Source organism: Lachnospira hominis (ex Liu et al. 2021) (assembly GCF_014287955.1).
GTDB lineage: Bacteria > Bacillota > Clostridia > Lachnospirales > Lachnospiraceae > Lachnospira > Lachnospira hominis.
This window is the reverse complement of sequence record NZ_JACOPD010000005.1, coordinates 129,483-152,029: the sequence shown is the minus strand read 5'-3', so window position 1 is coordinate 152,029 and position 22,547 is coordinate 129,483. Positions and strand designations below refer to the sequence as shown.

At 36.0% G+C, this 22,547-nt stretch carries 19 protein-coding genes; 1 reads left to right on the top strand and 18 read right to left on the bottom strand.

What is annotated here, in order from left to right; translation table 11 throughout:
- Window positions 1-14: 14 nt before the first annotated feature.
- The 11 genes from ftsY to pta form a co-directional block, all read right to left on the bottom strand.
- A complete protein-coding gene (gene ftsY, locus H8S01_RS08320) occupies window positions 15-947 on the bottom strand; it encodes a signal recognition particle-docking protein FtsY (protein WP_186836884.1) in 933 nt (310 codons plus the stop codon).
- Between the two features lies 1 nt (window position 948).
- Window positions 949-4,524 (bottom strand): chromosome segregation protein SMC, encoded by a 3,576-nt coding sequence (smc, locus tag H8S01_RS08315; RefSeq protein ID WP_186836883.1) that lies wholly within the window; start codon window positions 4,522-4,524, stop codon window positions 949-951.
- Window positions 4,525-5,244: a ribonuclease III gene (rnc, locus tag H8S01_RS08310; protein ID WP_021866767.1), complete on the bottom strand. Its 720-nt coding sequence runs from the start codon at window positions 5,242-5,244 to the stop codon at window positions 4,525-4,527.
- A gap of 65 nt (window positions 5,245-5,309) precedes the next feature.
- Entirely contained in the window at window positions 5,310-5,540 is a 231-nt protein-coding gene (gene acpP, locus H8S01_RS08305; RefSeq protein ID WP_021866768.1) for an acyl carrier protein, read from the bottom strand.
- Window positions 5,541-5,555: 15 nt separating this feature from the next.
- Window positions 5,556-6,566 carry a phosphate acyltransferase PlsX gene (gene plsX / locus H8S01_RS08300; protein ID WP_021866769.1) on the bottom strand — a complete coding sequence of 337 codons (1,011 nt, stop codon included), beginning with the start codon at window positions 6,564-6,566 and terminating at the stop codon, window positions 5,556-5,558.
- Between the two features lie 103 nt (window positions 6,567-6,669).
- Complete coding sequence (locus H8S01_RS08295; protein WP_186836881.1) at window positions 6,670-8,235, bottom strand: Eco57I restriction-modification methylase domain-containing protein; 1,566 nt, start codon at window positions 8,233-8,235, stop codon at window positions 6,670-6,672.
- Window positions 8,236-8,258: 23 nt separating this feature from the next.
- Window positions 8,259-9,149 (bottom strand): hypothetical protein, encoded by an 891-nt coding sequence (locus H8S01_RS08290; RefSeq protein WP_186836880.1) that lies wholly within the window; start codon window positions 9,147-9,149, stop codon window positions 8,259-8,261.
- A gap of 228 nt (window positions 9,150-9,377) precedes the next feature.
- Window positions 9,378-9,557, bottom strand: coding sequence for a 50S ribosomal protein L32 (gene rpmF / locus H8S01_RS08285; RefSeq protein ID WP_021866770.1), 180 nt, complete (start codon window positions 9,555-9,557; stop codon window positions 9,378-9,380).
- Window positions 9,558-9,560: 3 nt separating this feature from the next.
- Window positions 9,561-10,085, bottom strand: coding sequence for a YceD family protein (locus tag H8S01_RS08280; RefSeq protein WP_186836879.1), 525 nt, complete (start codon window positions 10,083-10,085; stop codon window positions 9,561-9,563).
- Window positions 10,086-10,241: 156 nt separating this feature from the next.
- Entirely contained in the window at window positions 10,242-11,441 is a 1,200-nt protein-coding gene (locus tag H8S01_RS08275) for an acetate kinase (RefSeq protein ID WP_021866772.1), read from the bottom strand.
- Window positions 11,442-11,504: 63 nt separating this feature from the next.
- Window positions 11,505-12,503, bottom strand: coding sequence for a phosphate acetyltransferase (gene pta, locus H8S01_RS08270; protein ID WP_021866773.1), 999 nt, complete (start codon window positions 12,501-12,503; stop codon window positions 11,505-11,507).
- A gap of 184 nt (window positions 12,504-12,687) precedes the next feature.
- On the opposite strand from pta, the gene H8S01_RS08265 reads away from it, so the two are divergent.
- The gene (locus tag H8S01_RS08265; RefSeq protein WP_186836878.1) at window positions 12,688-13,953 is read left to right on the top strand and encodes a nucleotidyltransferase; all 1,266 of its coding nucleotides are present in this window, start codon (window positions 12,688-12,690) and stop codon (window positions 13,951-13,953) included.
- A 51-nt stretch (window positions 13,954-14,004) separates the two neighbouring features.
- On the opposite strand, the gene H8S01_RS08260 is transcribed toward H8S01_RS08265, so the two are convergent.
- Genes H8S01_RS08260 through polA form a run of 7 tightly spaced genes read right to left on the bottom strand, consistent with a single transcriptional unit; the run spans window position 14,005 to window position 22,538 of the window.
- The gene (locus tag H8S01_RS08260) at window positions 14,005-14,508 is read right to left on the bottom strand and encodes a DNA-deoxyinosine glycosylase (protein WP_186836877.1); all 504 of its coding nucleotides are present in this window, start codon (window positions 14,506-14,508) and stop codon (window positions 14,005-14,007) included.
- Window positions 14,509-14,513: 5 nt separating this feature from the next.
- A complete protein-coding gene (locus H8S01_RS08255; RefSeq protein WP_186836876.1) occupies window positions 14,514-15,878 on the bottom strand; it encodes a PFL family protein in 1,365 nt (454 codons plus the stop codon).
- 22 nt (window positions 15,879-15,900) lie between these two features.
- Window positions 15,901-16,173 (bottom strand): ACT domain-containing protein, encoded by a 273-nt coding sequence (locus tag H8S01_RS08250; protein WP_021866777.1) that lies wholly within the window; start codon window positions 16,171-16,173, stop codon window positions 15,901-15,903.
- Between the two features lie 29 nt (window positions 16,174-16,202).
- Window positions 16,203-17,000, bottom strand: a complete 798-nt coding sequence (locus H8S01_RS08245; protein WP_021866778.1) for an MBL fold metallo-hydrolase — start codon at window positions 16,998-17,000, stop codon at window positions 16,203-16,205.
- A gap of 2 nt (window positions 17,001-17,002) precedes the next feature.
- Window positions 17,003-19,162: a cell division FtsA domain-containing protein gene (locus H8S01_RS08240; protein ID WP_186836875.1), complete on the bottom strand. Its 2,160-nt coding sequence runs from the start codon at window positions 19,160-19,162 to the stop codon at window positions 17,003-17,005.
- Window positions 19,163-19,198: 36 nt separating this feature from the next.
- Complete coding sequence (gene coaE, locus H8S01_RS08235; RefSeq protein WP_186836874.1) at window positions 19,199-19,792, bottom strand: dephospho-CoA kinase; 594 nt, start codon at window positions 19,790-19,792, stop codon at window positions 19,199-19,201.
- 58 nt (window positions 19,793-19,850) lie between these two features.
- Window positions 19,851-22,538, bottom strand: coding sequence for a DNA polymerase I (gene polA / locus H8S01_RS08230; RefSeq protein WP_186836873.1), 2,688 nt, complete (start codon window positions 22,536-22,538; stop codon window positions 19,851-19,853).
- Window positions 22,539-22,547: the final 9 nt, after the last annotated feature.

The following is a 22,547-nucleotide window of genomic DNA, read 5'->3' as shown; positions in this document are numbered from 1 at the left end:
TCTCCTTTTAAGCTTTACTGCTCATCATTATTTTCTTTTACATCAAAAAGTGCATTTACAAACACATCTGAATCAAATTTCTGTAAGTCCTCAACCTGCTCTCCAACACCGATATATTTGACAGGTATTCCCATCTCTGCCTGAATTGCTACAGCGATACCGCCCTTTGCAGTACCATCCATCTTAGTGAGGATTATACCGGTAATATTAGTTACTTCGCTAAATTCCTTTAACTGTGAAAGTGCATTCTGACCTGTAGTTGCATCAAGCACGATAAGATTTTCACGGTACGCTTCCGGATATGAACGCTCAATAACCCTGTCAATCTTTTTAAGCTCTTCCATAAGGTTTTTCTTATTGTGAAGTCTTCCTGCCGTATCGCATAACAATACATCTGCATTACGGGCTTTTGCAGCAGCTACGGCATCAAAAATCACGGCAGCCGGATCTGAACCTTCACTCTGTGCTATTATATCAGTTCCTGTTCGTTTTGACCACTCCGTAAGCTGTTCAATTGCAGCAGCCCTGAATGTATCTGCGGCAGCCATAATAACTTTTTTATTCTGTGCCTTTAACAGACCGGCAAGTTTGCCTACAGAAGTAGTTTTTCCGACACCATTTACGCCAATAAGCATTACTATAGACTGCTTATTTTCAAAATCATAGGCATTTTCGCCAAGATTCATCTTTTCTTTGATTGTTTCAATGAGAAGATGCTTACATTCCTCAGGCTGTTTTATTTTATTTTCTTTAACTTTTTCCTTTAAATCTTCGATAATCTCTTCTGTTGCACGAACGCCGATATCACCCATTATAAGTGTCTCTTCAAGTTCGTCATAAAAATCATCATCAATCTTTGAAAATCCCGAAAACACCGAATCAATACCTGAGACAATATTGTTTCTTGTCTTTGTTAATCCTTCTTTTAATTTACTGAATAATCCCATACTACTCCTTTTTATTATCTTTGTCCAAATCATTTGCAATTAAATCTACTGATACAAGTGTAGATACACCCTTTTCCTGCATCGTTATACCATAAAGCCTGTCCGCTGCCGACATTGTACCACGTCTGTGTGTAATTACAATAAACTGCGTATGCTTTGTAAGCTTATGAAGATAATTAGCAAATCTTCCTACATTTGAATCATCAAGTGCGGCTTCAATCTCATCAAGAAGGCAGAATGGCGACGGTTTAAGATTCTGAATTGCAAATAAAAGTGCTATAGCCGTGAGTGCTTTTTCTCCACCTGAAAGCTGCATCATATTCTGCAGTTTCTTTCCGGGCGGCTGTGAAATAATAACAATTCCTGCTTCAAGAATATCATCACCTTCAACAAGTTCAATCGTTCCACGTCCGCCTCCGAAAAGTTCTTTAAATACTTTATCGAATTCTTTTTTAATTTCCTCAAACTTCTGTGCGAACTGGACACGCATGCCATTGTCAAGCTCTTCAATCACCTGTGTAAGCGAACTTTCCGCTTCAATGAGGTCATCATGCTGGCCCTTTAAGAAAATATACCGCTCATTTACTTCTTTGTATTCCTCAATCGCATTAACATTTACATCACCCAGATTTTTAATGGCAGTTTTAAGAGAATGTATTTCTTTCTTTAATGATGAAAGATTGTCAAATTCAGGATTTTTAAGTTCCAATGCATAACTATAAGTAAGCTCGTACTCACTCCACATATAATCTGTAATTGAATCACTGCTCTCCTCAAGTTTTTCTTTACCAGAATTAAGACGGTAAACTTCCTTGTCAAGATCAGTTATATGTTCGTTAAGCTTTTCACGTTTTTCAAAGAACACTTTATGGCTTGAATTCATTGCGTCACGCTGTGTTTTAAGCTTGGTAATTTCAAGACTGCATTCTGAAATCTTTTTTGCTGCATTTTTAATTAAAATATTAACATCTTCTATCTCTGCCTGCTTTGACTTGACATCTCCAGCTGTAAGTTCCTGTTTCTGCTTTATTTCTTCTTTTTCCTGATTAAGACGGCTTATTTCACTCTCAAGACGTGACTTATTTTCATCTATAAAGCTTTCTTTTTGCAAAAGCGAAGAATATTCTATCTTAACATGCTCTGAATCAGTAAGATGTTTTGCCTCTTCCTGTTTTTTGCTCTCCAGAAGTGATGTAAGCTCATCAATCTCTTTCTGTGAACTTTCTGTAGAACTGTTTAAGTTCTCAAGATTACCACTCACAAGACTTTGCTGCTGTAATACAGATTCTATCTCTTTTCCTATCTCAGCAACCTGAATCTGCGAATCTTTGTATGAATCAATAATCTCTGATTTCTTTGAAAGTGCCTGTTTTAGATTTAACTGGACTGTATTTTTATTAAGCTGTGCTTCTCGCATCTGCTTATTAAGCACATCAAGTTCTTCTCTTATTGATGCAACAAGCTTTCTTAACTCAGCTATCTCATTTTTTGTATCATTAAACTGCTTATTGACATTTGTAGTATTAACTTTTAACTCTTCAATCTCACGGCGTCGTCCGAGAAGATTTCCCGCATTCTTAAATGCACCACCAGTCATTGAACCACCCGGATTTAACTGTTCGCCTTCAAGCGTAACGATTCTTAAAGAATGTTTATATTTTCTTGCAATAGCAAGTGCATTATCAATATTATCAACAACAAGAATTCTTCCAAGAAGGTACTTTGCCAGATTTTCATACTCAAACGAAATTCTTACAAGGCTGCTCGCAACACCTATAACACCTTTTTCATTCATGCACGGCTCTTTTTCTATTGTATTTCTTCCCGATATCGACGATAAAGGAAGAAATGTTGCCCGTCCAAATTTATTTTCTTTAAGATATGCAATAAGGTTTTTTGCTGTATTTTCATTATCAGTTACAATATTCTGGATTGTTCCGCCAAGAGCCGTCTCAATCGCAGTCTCATATTTCTTTTCGACTTTGATTATATCCGCAATAACACCGATTATTCCCTCATTTTCAGATTTCAGTTCCATAATCTTTCTTATGCTGTTACCGTAACCGTCGTATTTTTCTGTGATTGCGATTAACGACTCAAGTCTTGATTTTTCACGGTGATACTGCTGTGAAAGTTTGTCTGCCGCACTGTTTAAATCAGCGATTTTCTGCTTGTTATCAGCAACAGCAGCATTTTTATGTTCTATTGATAATGTATATTCAGCAATAGTATTTTCTGTTTCTTTAAGCTTATTCTCCAAAGAAGAAATCACTGAATCCTGTGCATTTTCCTGACTTTTGCCCTGGATTATCCTGCTGCTTAACTCTGCTTTTTTAATATTAAGCTGTTCGAGCATTGTCTTGAAACGCTGGTTATCGGCATTTATATTAGATTTTTCATTTAAAATATCATAGATTTTATTCTGGTTTGCATCAATCTTAGATGAAATATCTTCTATCTGTGCAGTTATTTCTTCATGCTTTCTGTCATTTTCAGCCTGTTTTTCTTCAAACTCAGCCAAACTGTCTTTCAAAGCATCTTTCTGATTTATTACATCTTCAAGCGACTTGTTTTTTTGCTCTATATCTTTGTCTATATCAGCAATTCGCTCTGAAAAATGTCTGTTTCCGGCTTCAATCGTTTTTATCTGTTCAGCAAATACATTTATCTGACCTTCCAGACGCTGTTTTTCAACTTCTGTATCTGAAAGTTCTGTATTTACTGATTCTATCCTGCCATTAACTTCTGAAAGCTTTGATTCAATTGAATCATATTCTGCTCTTGTGCTCTCATACTCAGCATTTGCCTGCAAAAGTTCATTTTCAGCAATACTTATCTTTTCATTGACCGCTGTCAAATCTTCGCGGATTTTATCGCTTTCCAGAAGAAATGCATTTACATCTCTTGTCTTTAAATCTTCTTTTAACCTGAGGTATTCCCTCGCTTTTTCTGACTGCTTCTCTAATGGACCTACCTGCTTTTCAAGTTCTGACAAAATGTCGTTCACACGGACAAGATTATCCCGTTCGTGTTCGAGTTTTTTTATCGCTGCAGCTTTTCTTCTCTTAAACTTTACAATTCCTGCAGCCTCATCAAAGAGTTCTCTTCTCTCCTCAGGCTTACCACTTAATATTTTATCAATCTGACCCTGACCGATAATAGAATATCCTTCTTTACCGATACCTGTATCATAGAAAAGCTCTGTAATATCTTTCAGACGGCACGCATGTCCGTTCATCTGGTATTCGCTCTCACCAGAACGGAATACTTTACGTGTAACTGTTACTTCATCATAATCGACAGCAAGTGCATGATCTGAATTATCTAGTGTTATTGAAACATAAGCATATCCTACAGGCTTTCTCGCTTCTGTTCCGGCAAATATGACATCTTCCATCTTTGCACCTCGAAGCTGCTTCGCACTCTGTTCACCGAGAACCCATCTTACAGCATCAGCAACATTACTCTTTCCTGAACCATTCGGTCCAACAATGCCTGTAATACCATTGTGGAAGTCAAAAACTATTTTGTTGGCAAATGACTTAAAGCCCTGGACTTCTATACTTTTTAAATACATCTATCTTTTTCCCTTCGGGTTAATATCAACACCCTGCTCTTTAAGCAGAATAAGTGCATTATATGCCGCTTTCTGCTGTGCGGCCTTTTTTGTGTGTCCCTCTGCTTTTACATTAAATAAATCTCCTGCACTTGCACACACTTCAAATATTTTATCGTGTTCAGGTCCTTTTTCGCCTATCATTTCATACTTTACTTCAATTCCGTTAGCCTGAACTACCTCCTGTAAGATAGTTTTGCTATCATAAAAGAGTTTTTTATTATCAAGATCATTTAATATGAACTTCGTGATAAATTCTTTTGCACTAGCAAAACCACCGTCAAGATAAATCGCACCAATTACAGCCTCACATGCATCTGAAACTATTGAATCACGCTTGCGTCCTCCGGTAAGTTCCTCACCTTTTCCAAGCATTATAAACTCATCTAATCCGAATGCCCTCGCACAGAGTGCAAGTGTAGGCTCACATACTATACTTGCTCTGAGTCTTGTCATAGAGCCTTCATTCATCTCGGAATGGTTTTTATATATGTAATCGCTTGAGGTAAGCTCAAGAACCGCATCTCCAAGAAATTCAAGTCTCTCGTTATCGTTTACTTTTCTCATCTTGACTTCATTAGCAAATGAACTGTGTGTAAGTGCTGTTTTCAAATACTTTTCATCATTAAAATGATAACCAATTCTGTTCTGGAATTCTTTTAAATCAGAGTTGTTTTTCACATTAATCTCCATTCTGCCTTTGTGGCTAAAAAAATCGGGCTGTCATATAAGACAGCCCGTTCACATTATTTAACTGCTGACTTAATCTCGTTTACTGCATCTGCAACAGTAACAATCTTCTCTGTTGCTTCATCAGGAATCTTAATGTCAAACTCATCTTCAATTCCCATTACTATCTGCAATACATCAAGTGAATCTGCATTAAGGTCATCAACAAATGCTGACTCCATTGTAATCTTCTCAGGTTCGATGTTTAATACATCTGCAATAATTTTCTGAATCTTCTCAAATTCCATGATAAACCTCCTATATTACTCTTCAACATTAAGTGAAGCTGTAATCTTTTCATTAATTTTTTGTTTCTTAAATTTAACACACTGTATAAGTGCATTGCCAATCTCTTTTGATGTGGCATTGCCATGAACCTTAACCACAAGGCCGTTAAGACCTATCAGTGGTGCTCCGCCGTACTCTGTCGCATCAAGAGTCTTTAACTCCTCTTTAAGCGATTTCTTTATTAAAAGTGCACCTATCTTAGTCTTAAAGCTTGACATCATTGCACCTTTAATCTTCTTTATCAGTGTAGAAGCTGTTCCCTCGTAAAGCTTTAATATTACATTTCCAACAAATGCATCACATACAATAACATCTGCATCTCCCTTAGGAATATTTCTTGCTTCTATACTTCCTATAAAATTAATATCTTTACATTCCTTTAATAAAGGATAGGTTTCCTTTACAAGTGCATTGCCCTTTTCTTCTTCAAGACCGATATTTACAATAGCAACTCTCGGATTCTTTATTCCCAGGATGTTCTCCATATAAATAGAACCCATCTTAGCCCACTGAACAAGGAAGCTAGGTCTTGCGTCGACATTACCGCCACTGTCAACAAGAAGTGACACTCCTGTTGCTGTAGGAATAAGCGGTGCCATCGGAGGACGTTCAACGCCCTTGATTCTGCCTACAATTGTCTGACCACCTACAAGTATTGCACCAGAACTTCCTGCTGAGACAAATGCATCTGCCTTTCCTTCTTTTACAAGATACATTGCTTTTACAAGTGAAGATTCTTTCTTGCGTCTTACAGCCATAACAGGCGGTTCACCTGTCTCTATGACATCAGCCGCATCAACAACTTCAATCAGTTCTTTGCTATAATCATATTTATCCAGTTCTGCCTGTATTGCTGCTTCTTTACCGACAAGAACCACGTGAATATCATTCTCTTTTTTAGTTGCTTCAACTGCACCCTTTACGACTTCACCGGGTGCATTATCTCCACCCATCGCATCAAGTGCTACTCTGCATATATCTGACATTATTTATCTCCATTCTTAAAATATAAAAATATCAATCGTCTTTTAATATACTATAAATTTGTTTTAAAATCAAGCTGACGCACTTGCACATATGTAATATATTTTACAATATATCTTGATATAACAAATCAAATATTTTATTGTTTTCTTCATTAACTACCTCAATTTTATCAATATCCGTTTCCGGATTCATATCTAATATTTTTACGACATTCGAATTTATTTTCATCAATGTCTCATAGCCAGGCTCTCTATATGGCAGCTGTTTTATATAATTAGCCGAATTATTAGCTGTGGGATTAATAATATGAAGCAGTTTATTGATTACATTAGAATTCATCAACGCCAGCATATAATAAATTTTATCTTTTTCCTTTGGAAATATACCGACAATTGATTGGTCAAACACTCTGTTTCTCATCAAAGTTGCTTTTATCTGTTTAGACTTGACCATTGGAATTGCTATGCCTGTTTTAAAATAAAACTTTGAATTTTGAAATCTTGCCTTTTTATCTTTTATATAAAAATCGACAGTCTCTTTATCCCAGCGTACATACCATTCATCTTCTTTCCTGATATATCTTGTATCGGAAGACCCCTTAACATATGCCACATATCCTTCTGCCACATTTTTTATTCCTTTTAAATCATAGCAATCATATATTTTATCACAGTCAACCATTCTGTAATTTTGGGCACCTTTAATTTCTTTACTTTTGGCACATATAAACTCTTTATTATTTCCCGAATAAAAACCTGTCACAACATCGGCAACATCTCCGATTCTGACTTTTGAATCATTTATAATCGCGATTTTGGAATTATCCGTTATAATAAACTTATAATTTTCATTTTTTAATATATCACTCTGTTTATAACAAAAACACTGCAAATTTTCACTGTTTTCATCAATCCTACCCAACTCACGCACAGTCTTAAATCCCGTAAAAATCTTTACATCATTATCTTTTACACTCTCACAATCGTCTTTTTCAAGAGTAATAATAGATAAATTGGAATATCCAAAATTCACTCCCGGAAAAAAATTTGAAGGAAATATAAGAATTTCTTCTATTTTAGTCGATTTAAGCAAAAACTCCCTGAGACTCTTGTGCATATTCAAAAAAAGAAATGTATCAGGTATTATAAAAGACAATTTTCCTCCCTTTTTAAGTAAAGAAATACATCTGTACAAAAACAGTGTATATGTCTCTTTTACATACTGACCCTTATATTTTTTTTTCAAAATTTTACGTTTATCATAATCCTGCCATGCTCCATACGGAGGATTTCCTATTATTTTATCATAATAGCCACCATTATCCGATATATAATCAAGTTCTTTATCTTCCAACGTATCGGTAATTTTAAGCCACAACTGCCTGTCAGCATACATATCAAGCTGTCTGTCCAACAATGTATCTGTAAGCCTTACTTTTACATTCGGCATATCCGAATATTTCTTTTTTAAAATATTTACAGCTTTCTCATTAATATCAAGAGCATCAATCTGAATATTCTTCTGTTGATTTATTATACCATCAATAAAAATCCCCTCACCAGCCGAAGGTTCAAGTATAATATCATTATCTTTAATATTTAATTTTGAAATCATATATGATGTAATTTCATCTGATTCCGTATAATATGAACAATATAAGTCTTTCATATATAACCTTTCTTTAGCGTCATCTACCATTTAAGATACTCTATAAGTCCGTTCTCTTTTAAATAATCCCTGAAATTATTACTTATATCATTTTCCCAATCAATATTATCATCAATCCATTTTTTTATATCAAACCCTGTAAAATACTCTATCTTTTTATAGCATTCATCCGAACAATAACACTCCCAGAACGGTGATTGTTTTAATGTCTGTAGATAATGATTGTTTTTCTTTTCTTCCTGTCTCACAAAAAGAACTGCCCTCTGTCTGTCATTTATATTTTTATAAAAACTGCCGACCAGTAATATCCTGTTTACATTTCCTTTTTCATTTGAGCCAAATCCACTTTTAAAATCACAATTATAATCCTGTCCATTCTGCCTGAAATGCAAATCAAGTTCAAGCTTTATATTTCCGCTATCAAGCATTCTCCATGGTATTGAATAATAATATTTTAATATTCTTTTCTGCGTTTCATCTATTGCAAGCGAATCTATGTACTCAAATGACTTATTTTCAAAATTTTCCTGCACTTTTTTATACTTTGGTGCTGCGATTATTTCCAATTCTTTTAACGGATAATAAAACGGTATTTTACAAAACACTTCCCATAATTCCCCTATACGTCGTGTGAATGACATATATTCATAATTCCATAACTTATGTCTTGCTTCCAGCATAACAACATATGATGCATATGTAATCAAAAGTATTTGATTCAATAACACTGAATTATCCTGTTCACTGCAATCCAGATATTTCCCAGTTTCCTCTTTAATTAGCAATTCGCAATATTTTTTTATTTCTTTATTAAGAATCTTTGTCTGCTTCTTTTTATCACCATTTTTTAATTTGTTCAAAGCAATAAAATCAGCCTGTTTTCTGAAATTTTCAATCAATTCCTTTTTTATCATAAAACACCTTCCGTTTCTGTCACACCTTTATAATTTGTTTGCATATTTTCTTTTATATAATCCATAATCATTTCAATGAAAATAGTATATCACTTTTTATATATATAAGCAATATTTTTTTAAATAAAAGTATATCATAAACAGACACATCTTCCTGCCTTTTATAACAAAAAAACCGGGTCATATCCATACAGACACAACCCGGCATTTATAAACGTAAGAAAAAAATTAATCAACAGTGATAATTTCTTTCTTGTTGTATGATCCACAAGACTTGCAAACTCTGTGAGGCATCATTAAAGCACCACACTTGCTGCACTTTACAAGATTAGGAGCACTCATTTTCCAGTTAGCTCTTCTCTTATCTCTTCTAGCCTTTGAAGATTTATTCTTAGGACAAATTGACATAGGTTACACCTCCTTAAAATTGTTTAAAATATCTTTGAAAACAGACATTCTGGGATCCAGGGATTCCTTTTCACAATCACATTCAGTGACATTCAAATCTGTTCCGCAAACAGGACATAATCCCTTGCAGTCATCTTTACATAAGACTTTCCCTGGCATGGATAACAATAATTCGCCGAAAACAAGTCTGTCAACGTCGAGGCTGTATCCATCAATATAGTCTTTTTCTTCTGGCTCTTCATCCTCAGATGCATTCTCTTCCATCTCAACAGTATCATCAATATCAAAACTGACGCTTGTCAATACAGGTTTAAGGCATCTGTCGCAGGGAATATTCATATCAACCGAACCACTGCAGATAATATGAAGCTTGGACTTGCCGACCTTCACAATCTTTAATTCAAACGGCTCTTTACTTACAATCTCATAACTGTTCAAACCGTCATCGAACTTGTCCATATCAAGACAAGCACTGACTGTAAGTTCATCCTCTGTACCGGATAGAAGCTTTCTTAAATCAATTAGCATAATTGTCTCCAATTCACACTATATACGGTGCGTAAAAGTCAAAGCATAACGCAATTACGTTTACCACACTTTGTCTATTATACGCACCGCTACAATATTTGTCAACAAAATATTTAATTTATTAAACAAAATTTATAAAAAATTTGTCAGACAAAATTATTTAACTAATGCTAATGTCTCTCTTGCAATAGCAAGTTCCTCATTAGTAGGAATTACACAAAGTTTAACCTTTGAATCAGCTGTTGAAATAATGCCTTCAACGCCACAAGCCTTCTCAGAAGCGGCTTCATCAAGCTTAACTCCGAGGAATCCAAGATACTTGCAAACCATTGGTCTTAACCATGCTGCGTTCTCACCTACACCTGCTGTAAATGTGATTGCATCTACACCATTCATTGCTGCTGTGTAAGAACCGATGTACTTAGCAACTCTGTAAGCATATGCCTCAAGTGTAACCTTAGCAATCTCATTTCCTTCGTTAGCTGCAGCATTAAGGTCTCTGAAGTCAGATGAAATACCGCCTGACATGCCAAGAACACCAGACTTTTTATTAAGAATATTAAGCATCTCGCTTACAGTTAAATTCTCATGGTTGCAAAGATATTCAATAATTGCAGGGTCAAGATCACCTGAACGTGTACCCATGATAAGTCCTTCAAGCGGAGTAAGACCCATAGATGTATCTACACACTTGCCGCCGATTGATGCTGAAATTGAAGCACCGTTACCGAGGTGGCAAACAATAACTTTTGCTGTCTCTGGATTAAGATTAGCAAACTTGATAGTTTCTTTAGATACAAAGCTGTGGCTTGTTCCGTGGAAACCATATCTTCTTACGCCATATTTCTCATAATATTCACGAGGAATAGCATAAAGATATGCTTTTGGCTCCATTGTTCCACCGAATGCTGTATCCCATACAGCCACATTTGGCTTACCTGGCATAGCAGCCTCAACAGCCTCAATACCAATTAAGTTAGCCGGATTGTGAAGAGGTCCCAAATCGAAACACTCTCTTACAACTTTCTTAACATCTTCTGTAACGATACATGACTCGATATATTTCTCGCCTGCATGAAGAACTCTGTGACCTACAGCAGCGATTTCGTCTGTTGACTTAATAACGCCATGTTCTGCATCCATAAGAGCGTCAAGTACAAGTTTTACAGCAATGTTGTGATCCTTCATAGGTGTCTCAACAACATATTTGTCTTTGCCTGTTGGCTTATGTGTAAGAATAGAACCTTCAATACCGATTCTTTCTACAAGACCTTTTGCAATTACGCTCTCATCATCCATGTTAATCAACTGGTATTTAAGTGATGAGCTTCCACAGTTTAATACTAAAATGTTCATATTTAAAAAATTCTCCTTAAATAATACTTTTACTAATTGCTTTTTAAATAATGTCTTTGTAAATTACTTTGACATCTGAGCCTGTACTGCTGTTAAAGCTACTGTACCAACGATATCATCAGCGAAACATCCTCTTGAAAGGTCATTAACAGGCATTGAAAGACCCTGAAGAACAGGACCATAAGCCTCAGCCTTTGCAAGTCTCTGAACAAGCTTGTATCCAATATTTCCTGCTTCAAGTGAAGGGAATACTAATGTATTAGCTTTGCCGGCAACTGGTGAACCTGGAGCCTTTAATGCAGCTACTTCTGGAACTAATGCAGCATCTAACTGAAGTTCTCCGTCAACAGCGAGTTCTGGATATTTCTCTTTAGCAATCTTTGTAGCCTCTGAAACAAGATCTACTCTCTCATGCTTTGCACTGCCATATGATGAGAATGAAAGCATAGCAACCTTAGCAGGCTTTCCAACAAACATCTCGAATGACTGAGCTGATAAAGCTGCAATCTCAGCAAGATGTTCTGAATCAGGGTCAATATTAACAGCACAGTCTGCAAATACGAAAAGACCATTCTCACCAAGTTCACAATCAGGAACTTCCATAAGGAAGAAGCCTGATGTGCTGCTTACGCCCGGCTTACATTTAAGAAGCTGTAAAGCTGGTCTGATTGTGTTACCTGTTGAATGGCATGCACCAGAAACAGCACCATCAGCATCACCGCACTTGCACATAAGACATGCATAGTACATGTAATCCTTCTCCATCATCTCTTTAGCCTGCTCAGGTGTAACACCCTTCTTAGCTCTTAATTCTACAAACTTATCAATATACTTCTGCTTGTTAGGGTCGTTAAAAGGATCAACAACTGTTGCACCTGAAATATCATAACCCTTGCCGTTCTCAGCGATTTCTTCAGGTGTACCGATAATAATAAGATTAGCGATACCTTCCTTTAAAATCTTCTCAGCAGCCTCATATGTTCTCTTATCCATAGATTCTGGCAATACAATAGTCTTCTTGTCTGCCTTAGCTTTTTCTTTAATTGTGTCAATAAATGCCATGATTACTGACTCCTCCTTGTATTATGTAAATATCAATAAGTATCACTTACAATACTTTTTCTAAATTATATACCAAATTTTTGGCAAGTACAAGTTATTATATTGTTTTATTTGCCGCACAAAGTTAAGTATGTTAAAATATTTATATATAAAACACTTTATTGTGCGTAAAACGGAGTTAAAAATGCAGAATATAAAAGCAGCCGGTCTTGTAACCGAATATAACCCATTCCATAATGGGCACTTATATCACCTTCAAAAATCGCTCGAAATTACAAATGCAGATATTGCAATCGCTGTTATGAGCGGTAATTTTGTGCAGCGTGGAATTCCTGCCATAACTGACAAATACAAACGATGCCGTGCTGCCGTTGATTCCGGCGTAAATCTTGTAGTTGAACTGCCTTTATTTTATGCTGTTTCAAGTGCGGAAATTTTCGCAGCAGGTGCCGTAGCGACACTTAACGCATTAAATGCATCTTTCATTTCTTTCGGATGTGAAAATGCTGATATCCAAATGCTGAAAAAAATAGCAATAACACTTGTCAACGAGCCCGATGAATACAAAAAGCATCTAAAAAAAGCCCTCACATGCGGAGATTCATTTCCAACTGCCAGAGCTAAAGCGTTATCAGAATTTTTTAAATCAGATGATATAAGCAGATTAATTTCATCACCAAATAATATTTTAGCAATCGAATATATAAAAGAAATAATAAAATCAGAAAGTGCTGTCACTCCTGTCGCACTCACAAGAAAAATAAGCGGTTACCACGACAACGAAATTCATGAAAATATAGCCAGTGCATCTGCAATAAGAAAAATTTTGCATGACAGCGGCATACACAAAAACAATGACAGCCGCTGCAAAAATATAAAAGAGCTTCAAAATGTCATGCCCGAAGCGATGTACAATATATTAGCATCCGAAAGCCAGAACAATGCACTTATATATGCTGATGATTTTTCTTCTATGCTGAATTACAAAATTTCAAACATTTTTTATATTGCCAAATATAATAAAAATGCATGCATTGAAACATTATGTGCATACCATGACATTAATAAAGACCTTGCATGCCGTATATATTCATCATTTACAGGCTGCGACTCATTTAATGGATTTATTGAAAAAATAAAAACACGCGGCTTTACTTATTCGAGGCTGAGCCGGTGCCTTATGCATATTATTCTTGATATAAAAAAAGAAAATATATCGCAATATGAGTCTCTTCCATATATAAGAATTCTTGGTTTTGACAAAAAAGGCCGTGAATATCTAAGTCAAATCAAAAAGACATGTCCTGTTCCGATAATCACAAAAGCTGCCGATTACAAAAATCTTTTAACCGACGACATTCATGCCGCATCTTTATACAACCAGATTGTATACACAAAATCCGGCACAATAAATAAAGACGAATTCAGACAGCCTTTATATATAAAATAACAAGGAGTTCATAGCATAAACTCCTTGTTATATATTAATCCGTTATATATATTAATCCGCTATATATTTCAGCATCCCACTATATGCCGTTTCAAGTTTTTCAAGATTCCACCTTGCGTTTGCCGGGCTTGTTGACGGCAGTTTCACAGCTTTAATTCCAACCGTTTCAAAGACATATTTTTCATACAGGTCATATGCCTTATTTCCGTTCGCAAATATTGCCCGTATGTCTGATTTGTTTAATATTTTTGTAAAATCATTAACTGTAACATTTTTTATGCTGCTGTCGTCAGAACCTTTTATTGTACAGCTCTTTATTACATCCCAGATTCCTATATGATGCGATAATAAAAATTCTTTCTTTTCCTGTATTGAAACAGGCAGCTGCGAATCTGTAATTCCAGAAAGCACCCGCCAAAAACGGTTTTGCGGGTGCCCATAATAAAATCCATATTCTCTTGATTTAACAGACGGAAATGTACCAAGAATCAATATTCTTGTATTTTTATCATATACCGGTTCAAATGTGTGATTTATATTAACATACTCTTCCATTTTAATTAATTCTTAAAACTGTGGATTGGTGCAGGAATTCTTCCTTTTCTGTTTACAAATGCAGAACAGTCAAACTGGTTGACCGGCATAATAGGTGCATATCCGAGAAGTCCGCCGAATTCTACAGTCTCTCCGACACCCTTTCCGACAACAGGAATAACTCTTACAGCTGTTGTCTTCTGGTTTACCATACCGATTGCAGCTTCATCCGCAATAATTCCTGAAATTGTCTCAGCCTTTGTATCTCCCGGAATTGCAATCATATCAAGTCCTACAGAACATACGCAAGTCATGGCTTCAAGCTTTTCAATGCACAATGCTCCCGCATTAACAGCATTAATCATACCCTGGTCTTCACTTACAGGAATAAATGCACCACTTAATCCGCCAACATAAGAAGAAGCCATTACACCACCCTTTTTAACCTGGTCATTTAAAAGTGCAAGTGCTGCTGTTGTTCCCGGTGCTCCTGCGTGCTCAAGTCCGATTTCTTCAAGAATATCAGCAACGCTGTCACCGATAGCCGGTGTAGGAGCAAGTGATAAATCTATGATACCAAATGGTATTCCGAGTCTCTTTGATGCTTCCTGTGCAACGAGCTGTCCAACTCTTGTAATCTTGAAAGCTGTCTTTTTAATAGTCTCGCATAATACCTCAAAACTTTCACCGCGTACACTTTCAAGTGCATATTTAACAACGCCAGGACCGCTTACACCGACATTGATAATCGCATCATCTTCTGAAACGCCGTGAAATGCTCCCGCCATAAAAGGATTATCATCAGGTGCATTACATAAAACAACAAGCTTTGCACATCCAAGCGAATCTGCATCCTTTGTCTTTTCTGCTGTCTCTTTTACTATCTGTCCCATAAGACGCACTGCATCCATGTTAATACCAGTCTTTGTTGAACCGACATTAACAGAACTGCATATAAGCTCTGTTGAAGCCATAGCCTCAGGTATTGAACGGATAAGAAGTTCATCACTTCTTGTCATCCCTTTAGATACGATTGCAGAGTATCCACCAATAAAGTTTACTCCGACTTCATGTGCTGCCTTATCAAGAGTCTTTGCAATAGTAACATAATCCTGTGGTGTCTTACATGCTGCAGCACCTACAAGTGAAATTGGTGTAATTGATATTCTCTTATTTACAATAGGAACACCAAATTCTTTTGCAATGCTCTCTCCTGTAGAAACAAGGTCTTTCGCAAGAGTTGTAATTTTTTTGTAAATCTTTTCGTTTACTTCGTCAAGATTTTCACTTGCACAGTCAAGAAGATTAATACCCATTGTAATAGTTCTTACATCAAGATTCTCTTTCTCCACCATCTTATTAGTTTCAGTTACTTCAAATATGTTAATCATTGACTTCTCCTTCTTCTGACGATTATATACGATGCATCATATCAAAAATTTCTTCACGCTGACATTTAATTGCAACCCCGATTTCATCACCAAGATTATCAAGATCAGAAATGACATCATCATATGGTTTTGCCGGCTGTGACATATCAACAATCATCATCATGTTAAAATAACCAGAAACTATTGTCTGCGATATATCAAGAATATTAATTCTGTTATCTGCAAGATATGAACATACCTTTGCTATAATACCCACTGTATCCTTTCCAACCACTGTAATCACACATTTTTTCATTGTTTTTTCCTCCATATTTTCCTTTTGTTTTAGATTTCGACTATCTTTGACGGTATATCGCGGTTAGCAACAGTAATGTCAAAATCATCAGCCCTGTACTCGCTGTCACTCATATCTATTTCAAGACGGACAGTCTCATATGCTAGTTTATCATAATTATTCTCTTTACTCAAATGCCCGAGAAAAATATTTTTAACATCATTCTCCAGAAGGCTGTCTATAAGATGCCCCGATGTCTCATTTGAAAGGTGTCCTTTATTACTAAGAATCCTTTGCTTAAGATAATATGGATAGCTTCCAACCTGCAAAAGATTCACATCATGATTTGCTTCTATAAGCATTGCCTGTGAGCCTTTTATATTATCCACTATGTAATCATCATAAAATCCAAGGTCAGTCGCAATTCCAATCTTTTTTTCTTTGCACTTTACAGTATATGCAACCGGTTCATTGGCATCGTGTGACACCTTGAAAGGATGAATCTGCAAATCATTAACGAAAACATCCGCATCGGCATTTATCTCATTAAAAAGAGACTCGTCCATCTCTCCAAGTGATGAACATTCTTTAATTCCACGAATAGTGCCTTTGGTCGAATATATCGGAATTGAGTCTTTCCTTGATATAACACCTAGTCCTTTTATATGGTCAATATGCTCATGTGTCACAAACACAGCCGAAATATCTTTCATTGAAAGTCCGGCAAGTGCAAGTCCATCTGCAATTTTTTTGCGGCTTATTCCTGAATCAATAAGAATATGTGTATTTCCCGAGCCTACATATATGCAATTTCCACTGCTTCCGCTCGCAATCGTCATCAGCCGCATTTTCAGCCCTCCCAGTATAAGTCAATCAAATCACCATCTTTTAATGGTGCAAGATAATCTGCTTTTTGTCCGTTAAGTTTTAAAACAACATCAGAGCCCTGCGGCTTGCTGAGGTCAAAATCATAAAAATCAAATATGTCAACGAGCACATACTTTTTCTTTCCGGAAAGCTTAACCGGCTGATGATTTATAAGAACAAATATATCTTTTACAACATCATCACTCTGCTTAACTTCTTCCTGCACTGTATTTCCTTCAGTATTGGCTCCTGCTTTGGCTGCTTTATCCTCATGAGACTTTGCATATTCTGTATGCTCTGTATTTTCTGCATATTCAGCATTTTCTTGTATATCTTCAGCTTCTGAATAAGTTTCATCATCAAAACCTGATGATACTGTATAATCAGAAAGCCCATGTGTCTTTACAGAGAAGTTTTCATATACTTTTGTATCATTTTGTGCCGGCTCATTATTTACATAAATATTAAGGTTTGACATATCCATATCAAGAAAAGTAAACAACTGCTCAACCGTGTAAAAATCAGCCATGGAAATATTATCGCCATTATTTATCTCATAAAACTCTGATTTCAACTCTCCATTTACATATGCAAATCTTGGACAGTTTACTTTTTTATCATCTACTATAAATGAAACAGTCGCCTTGAATTCATCAAGCTGGCCGATTGTTGTTGACGCTTTCGCACCTGCTGTTGATTCTTTAACTTCTATAATATCATTCTGCTCAATCTTTGTATTGAGATTGGCATTTTTCCCATTAATCATAATAACAGCACCATCGCCCGCCTCGCCACGTATAAGGCGTGTCTTTCCGTTTACAGTAAACTCAAGCTGTCCGCCTCTCTGTGGGAATAGTTTTTCATTAGGAAAACCTACCTGCATAACAGCATCAACAACTGTAAGTCTGTTATTATCATACATTTTTATTCTCTCACCATTGACAGTAACAAACATAAAACTGTTTTTCTGTGTGTAATAATTCGTACATATTCCGATTGGTGTTACATATAATGAATCTTTTTTAAATCCGTCAATATCAAACGAAATTGAACCGAGCACTTCTTCTCCACGCACAGCTACTCTCTCTGCCATAATGCCTAGATGTTCAGCTACCTTTTGTGTATAGCTTGCCATCTTTCCGCCACCGCCAACAACAAATACCGCATTTACAGGTCTGTTCCCGTTAAGCTCTATTATCTTTTGGGCTGCAGCATCAGCCATTTTATCTATAACAGATTCCGAATCTTTAAGTATCTGCTCTGCCGGAATTTTCTGTGTAAGTCCCATTATATCCTTGAACTCAACAATCCCTTCTTTTTTATCACTTGCTTCAACTTTAATCTGCTCAGCAGTATTAAAATCAACAAGATAAGTCTTTGCAATAACTTCTGTTATTTCATCACCGGCAAGTGGAATCATTCCATATGCTATAATGCTTCCATCTTTTGTGAGACATATATCCGATGTCCCCGCACCGACATCTATAAGTCCGATATTAAGAAGCCTGTACTGTTCCGGAATAGCAACATTCATAGCCGCAATAGGCTCGAGTGTAAGGCTTGCCACATGAAGTCCTGCATATTCAACTGCCTGATAAAGTCCGTCAACGACTTCTTCAGGAAGAAATGTTGCAATAAGTTCAACTCCGATTTTTTCTGCTTTATGTCCCTCAAGGTTACTTATATCAAAACTGTTAAGTTTGTAGTTAACGGGTGTATTTCCAACACAGTAATAATGTATATCCGTACTGTTTTCATTAACCTGTGCATGTGCCTTTTCAACCGCAAGAAGATTAAGTGAATAAATATGTTCCTGCGTTACCCTCGTCTCATTTTCAAACGCATACTCTGCCGATGCATTTACTGTTTTTAATACACGTCCGGCTGCTGCAATACAAACATCTGTAAGAGCAAATCCGATCTGTCTTTCGAGACTGTTCTTTACCCGTCGTATTGTATCACCGACTTTATATATATCATGAATCTGTCCATCAAGCATTGCTCTTGTTGCATGCTTTTCTTCAGCCATTGCCACAACATGAAAAACCTGATGTGAAAGGTATCCAACAACTCCGACAATACTTCGTGTTCCTATATCCAGTCCAAAAACCAGATCATCTTTTATGGCCTTTAAATCTGTCATATCAATCAGCCCTTTCCTAAAATTAGTAAAAATATATCACATCTGCAATAATTTAACAAGCTGTGCATACGTATCATTGATGTTACCACTGTTATCGACCACTATATCACAGCCATTCTTAAACTCTTCCTCACCAAGCTGGCTTTTTATGATTCCGTCAATCTTTTCATCAGAATAACCACGGCTTTCTTTCAATCTTTCTCTTCTTGAATCTTCATCAGCATATATATACCATGTCTCATCGCAGAAAACATTGTAATGGTCATCAAGAAGAAGTGCCGCTTCAACAAATATATAGTCATATTTATTATCTATTTTTGCCTGTGTTATCATTGACACTATCTCTTTTTTTACAACCGGATGAATTATACTATTTAAAACGATCCTCTTGTTCGGGTTAGAAAATATAACTGATGCAAGCTTCGGTCTGTCTATTTCACCAGTTGTCTCATCTATAATTTCGTCTCCAAAAAAAGCAATTGTTTCATCATATCCTTTTTTGCCTTTTTTCATCAGGTCTTTTGCAACATCATCCGCCATGATAATAAATGCATTAAAATTTTCTTTTATAAGATTAAGCACTGTACTTTTACCACAGCCAACGCCCCCGGTTATTCCTATCACTTTCATAACTCTCTACCATTCTTTCAACATTATAAAACATATACTTTTACTGAAAATTATGTGCTTAATGTGCTTCAAGCCAGTTATTTCCCTGTTTCATATCAATTTCAAGAGGAACAGACAGCTTAACTGCATTTTTCATTCCGTCCTCAATTATCTTCTTTACATCTTCTATTTCATCAGGATAAGTCTCAACAAGAAGTTCATCATGAATCTGCAATAGAAGCTTTGACTTGTATCCGCCTTTTTTCAACGCATCATATACTCTTATCATTGCAAGTTTGATTATATCTGCCGCCGTTCCCTGAATCGGTGCATTCATTGCAACTCTTTCACCAAATGAACGCTGCATAAAATTGCTTGATTTTAATTCCGGAATAGGACGTCTTCTGTTAAACATTGTAAGTGAATATCCTGTTTTTTTCGCATCTTCAACCATCGAATCAATATATCCTTTTATTTTAGGATATGTTTTAAAATACTGCTCAATATAATCAGATGCTTCTTTTCTTGAAATACTAAGATCCTGGCTTAATCCAAATGAACTGATACCATAAATAATGCCAAAATTTACTGCTTTAGCATTTCTTCGCTGCAAATCAGTAACTTCATCAAACGGAACACCAAATACCTGTGAAGCTGTTATCCTGTGAATATCTTCAGCCATATTATATGCCTCAATAAGCTTCTCATCTTTTGACATATGTGCCATAATTCTTAGTTCAATCTGTGAATAATCGGCATCCAGAAAAACACATCCTTCTTTTGGTATAAATACTTTTCTAATCTGTCGTCCAAGTTCCATTCTTATCGGTATATTCTGCAAATTAGGCTCTGTACTGCTTATTCTTCCGGTCGCAGTTATTGTCTGATTGAATTTGCCATGAATTCTTCCGTCTTCGCTTATATATGCTGCAAGACCGTCTGCATAAGTAGATTTTAACTTTGCAAGCTGTCTGTACTCAAGAATTTTTTTAACAAACGGATACTCAGGAGCAAGCTTGTCAAGCACATCGGCAGCAGTTGAATATCCGCTCTTTGTTTTCTTTTTGTACGGCATGTTCATCTTTTCAAACAAAATAATGCCAAGCTGTTTTGGTGAATTTATATTGAACTCTTCACCGGCCTCATCGTATATTTCTTTTTCAAGTACCTGTATACGGTTGCCCAGAACTTCACCATAAGATTTCAGCCCCTCTTTATCAACGCGTACGCCCTCTTTCTGCATATCGTAAAGCACAAACACAAGTGGCATTTCTATATTAGCAAAAAGCTCTGTCATATTTTCATTTTCAAGTTCTTTTAATATCAAATCAGCACTAAAAAGACTCACATAAGCTGATTCACATGCATATTCTGCAAGTTCGTCCAGCTTTGTCATAAGCATTTCCTGCACTCCTGCTTTTCCAAACAGCTCCGATTTTGAAGGAAATGTTATATTAAGATACTGTAAAGCAATCTGCTCCGGCTCATAATTTTCATCATTAGGTTTTAAAAGATATGAAGCTATGCTTACATCAACAAAAGCTTCCTGCGAAATCCTAAGATTTCCATCTTTTTCAAACGCCCACAGAATTTCCTTTAAATCAAATACACGTATCTGCCTTTTTTTATTTGTATCAGACAGTACACCTAATTTTTGTACGGCATCTTTTAAATATTCATCTGTTATAAATCCCTGTTTTATTATAAAATATGTCTCTTTTTCCGAAAGGCAGATTCCAAGACCATATATGCATTTTTCTTCATGAATAATTGACAATCCAAGATTTCCGCCATTATTTATAACTTCACAAGCTTTTTTTATAATATTTTCAGAATCGCCCAATTCCTGTATTACAACAATATCTTTCAGAACGTCAGCCTTTGGAGCTGCTGTCATATCTTTATCAAATCTTTTGAGCATTGTTTTAAAATTATATTTTTTAAACAATTCATATGAGGCCGGATTATAGAAATCTCCTATTTCAGCATTTTCTATATTATAATCCAGCGGAACATTTATATTAATTTCCGCAAGGAATCTACTCATTTTGACCTGTTCGGCATTTTCTGTAATTGACTTTTGTGCCTTTGGCGGCTTTAATTCATCAAGATGTGCCAGAACATTATCAACGGAGTGATACTTCTGTATAATCGCAGATGCCGTCTTTGGTCCGACTCCCGGTGCTCCCGGAATATTATCAGAAGTATCACCCATAAGTGCTTTCATATCAATAAATTCAAGCGGTGTAACACCATAAAGTGCCACAACATCCTCAGGATAATAATTTTCTACTTCTGTGACACCTTTTTTTGTCTTAGGTATACGAATCTGTATTTTTTCTTCTGCAAGCTGCAGTAAATCCCTGTCACCTGAAATAACAGACACATCAATTCCAGCCGCCGCACTCCTTTTTGCAATAGTTCCAATAATATCATCAGCTTCATATCCGGCTTTTTCTATAACTGTAATATTCATCGTGCGGAGAAGTTCTTTGATAAGCGGTACCTGCTGTTTCAATTCAGGTGCCATAGGCTTTCTTGTTCCCTTATACGCCTCATATGCTTTATGTCTGAATGTCGGCTCGCTCAAATCAAAAGCAACAGTTATATAATCCGGCTTTTCTTCATCTATAAATTTAAACATAATATTAAGGAAACCATACATCGCATTAGTATGAATCCCCTCTGAATTAGTCAAATCAGGTATTCCAAAAAACGCCCTGTTTAAAATACTATGTCCATCAATCAAAATTAACTTTTTACTCATCATGTCTCC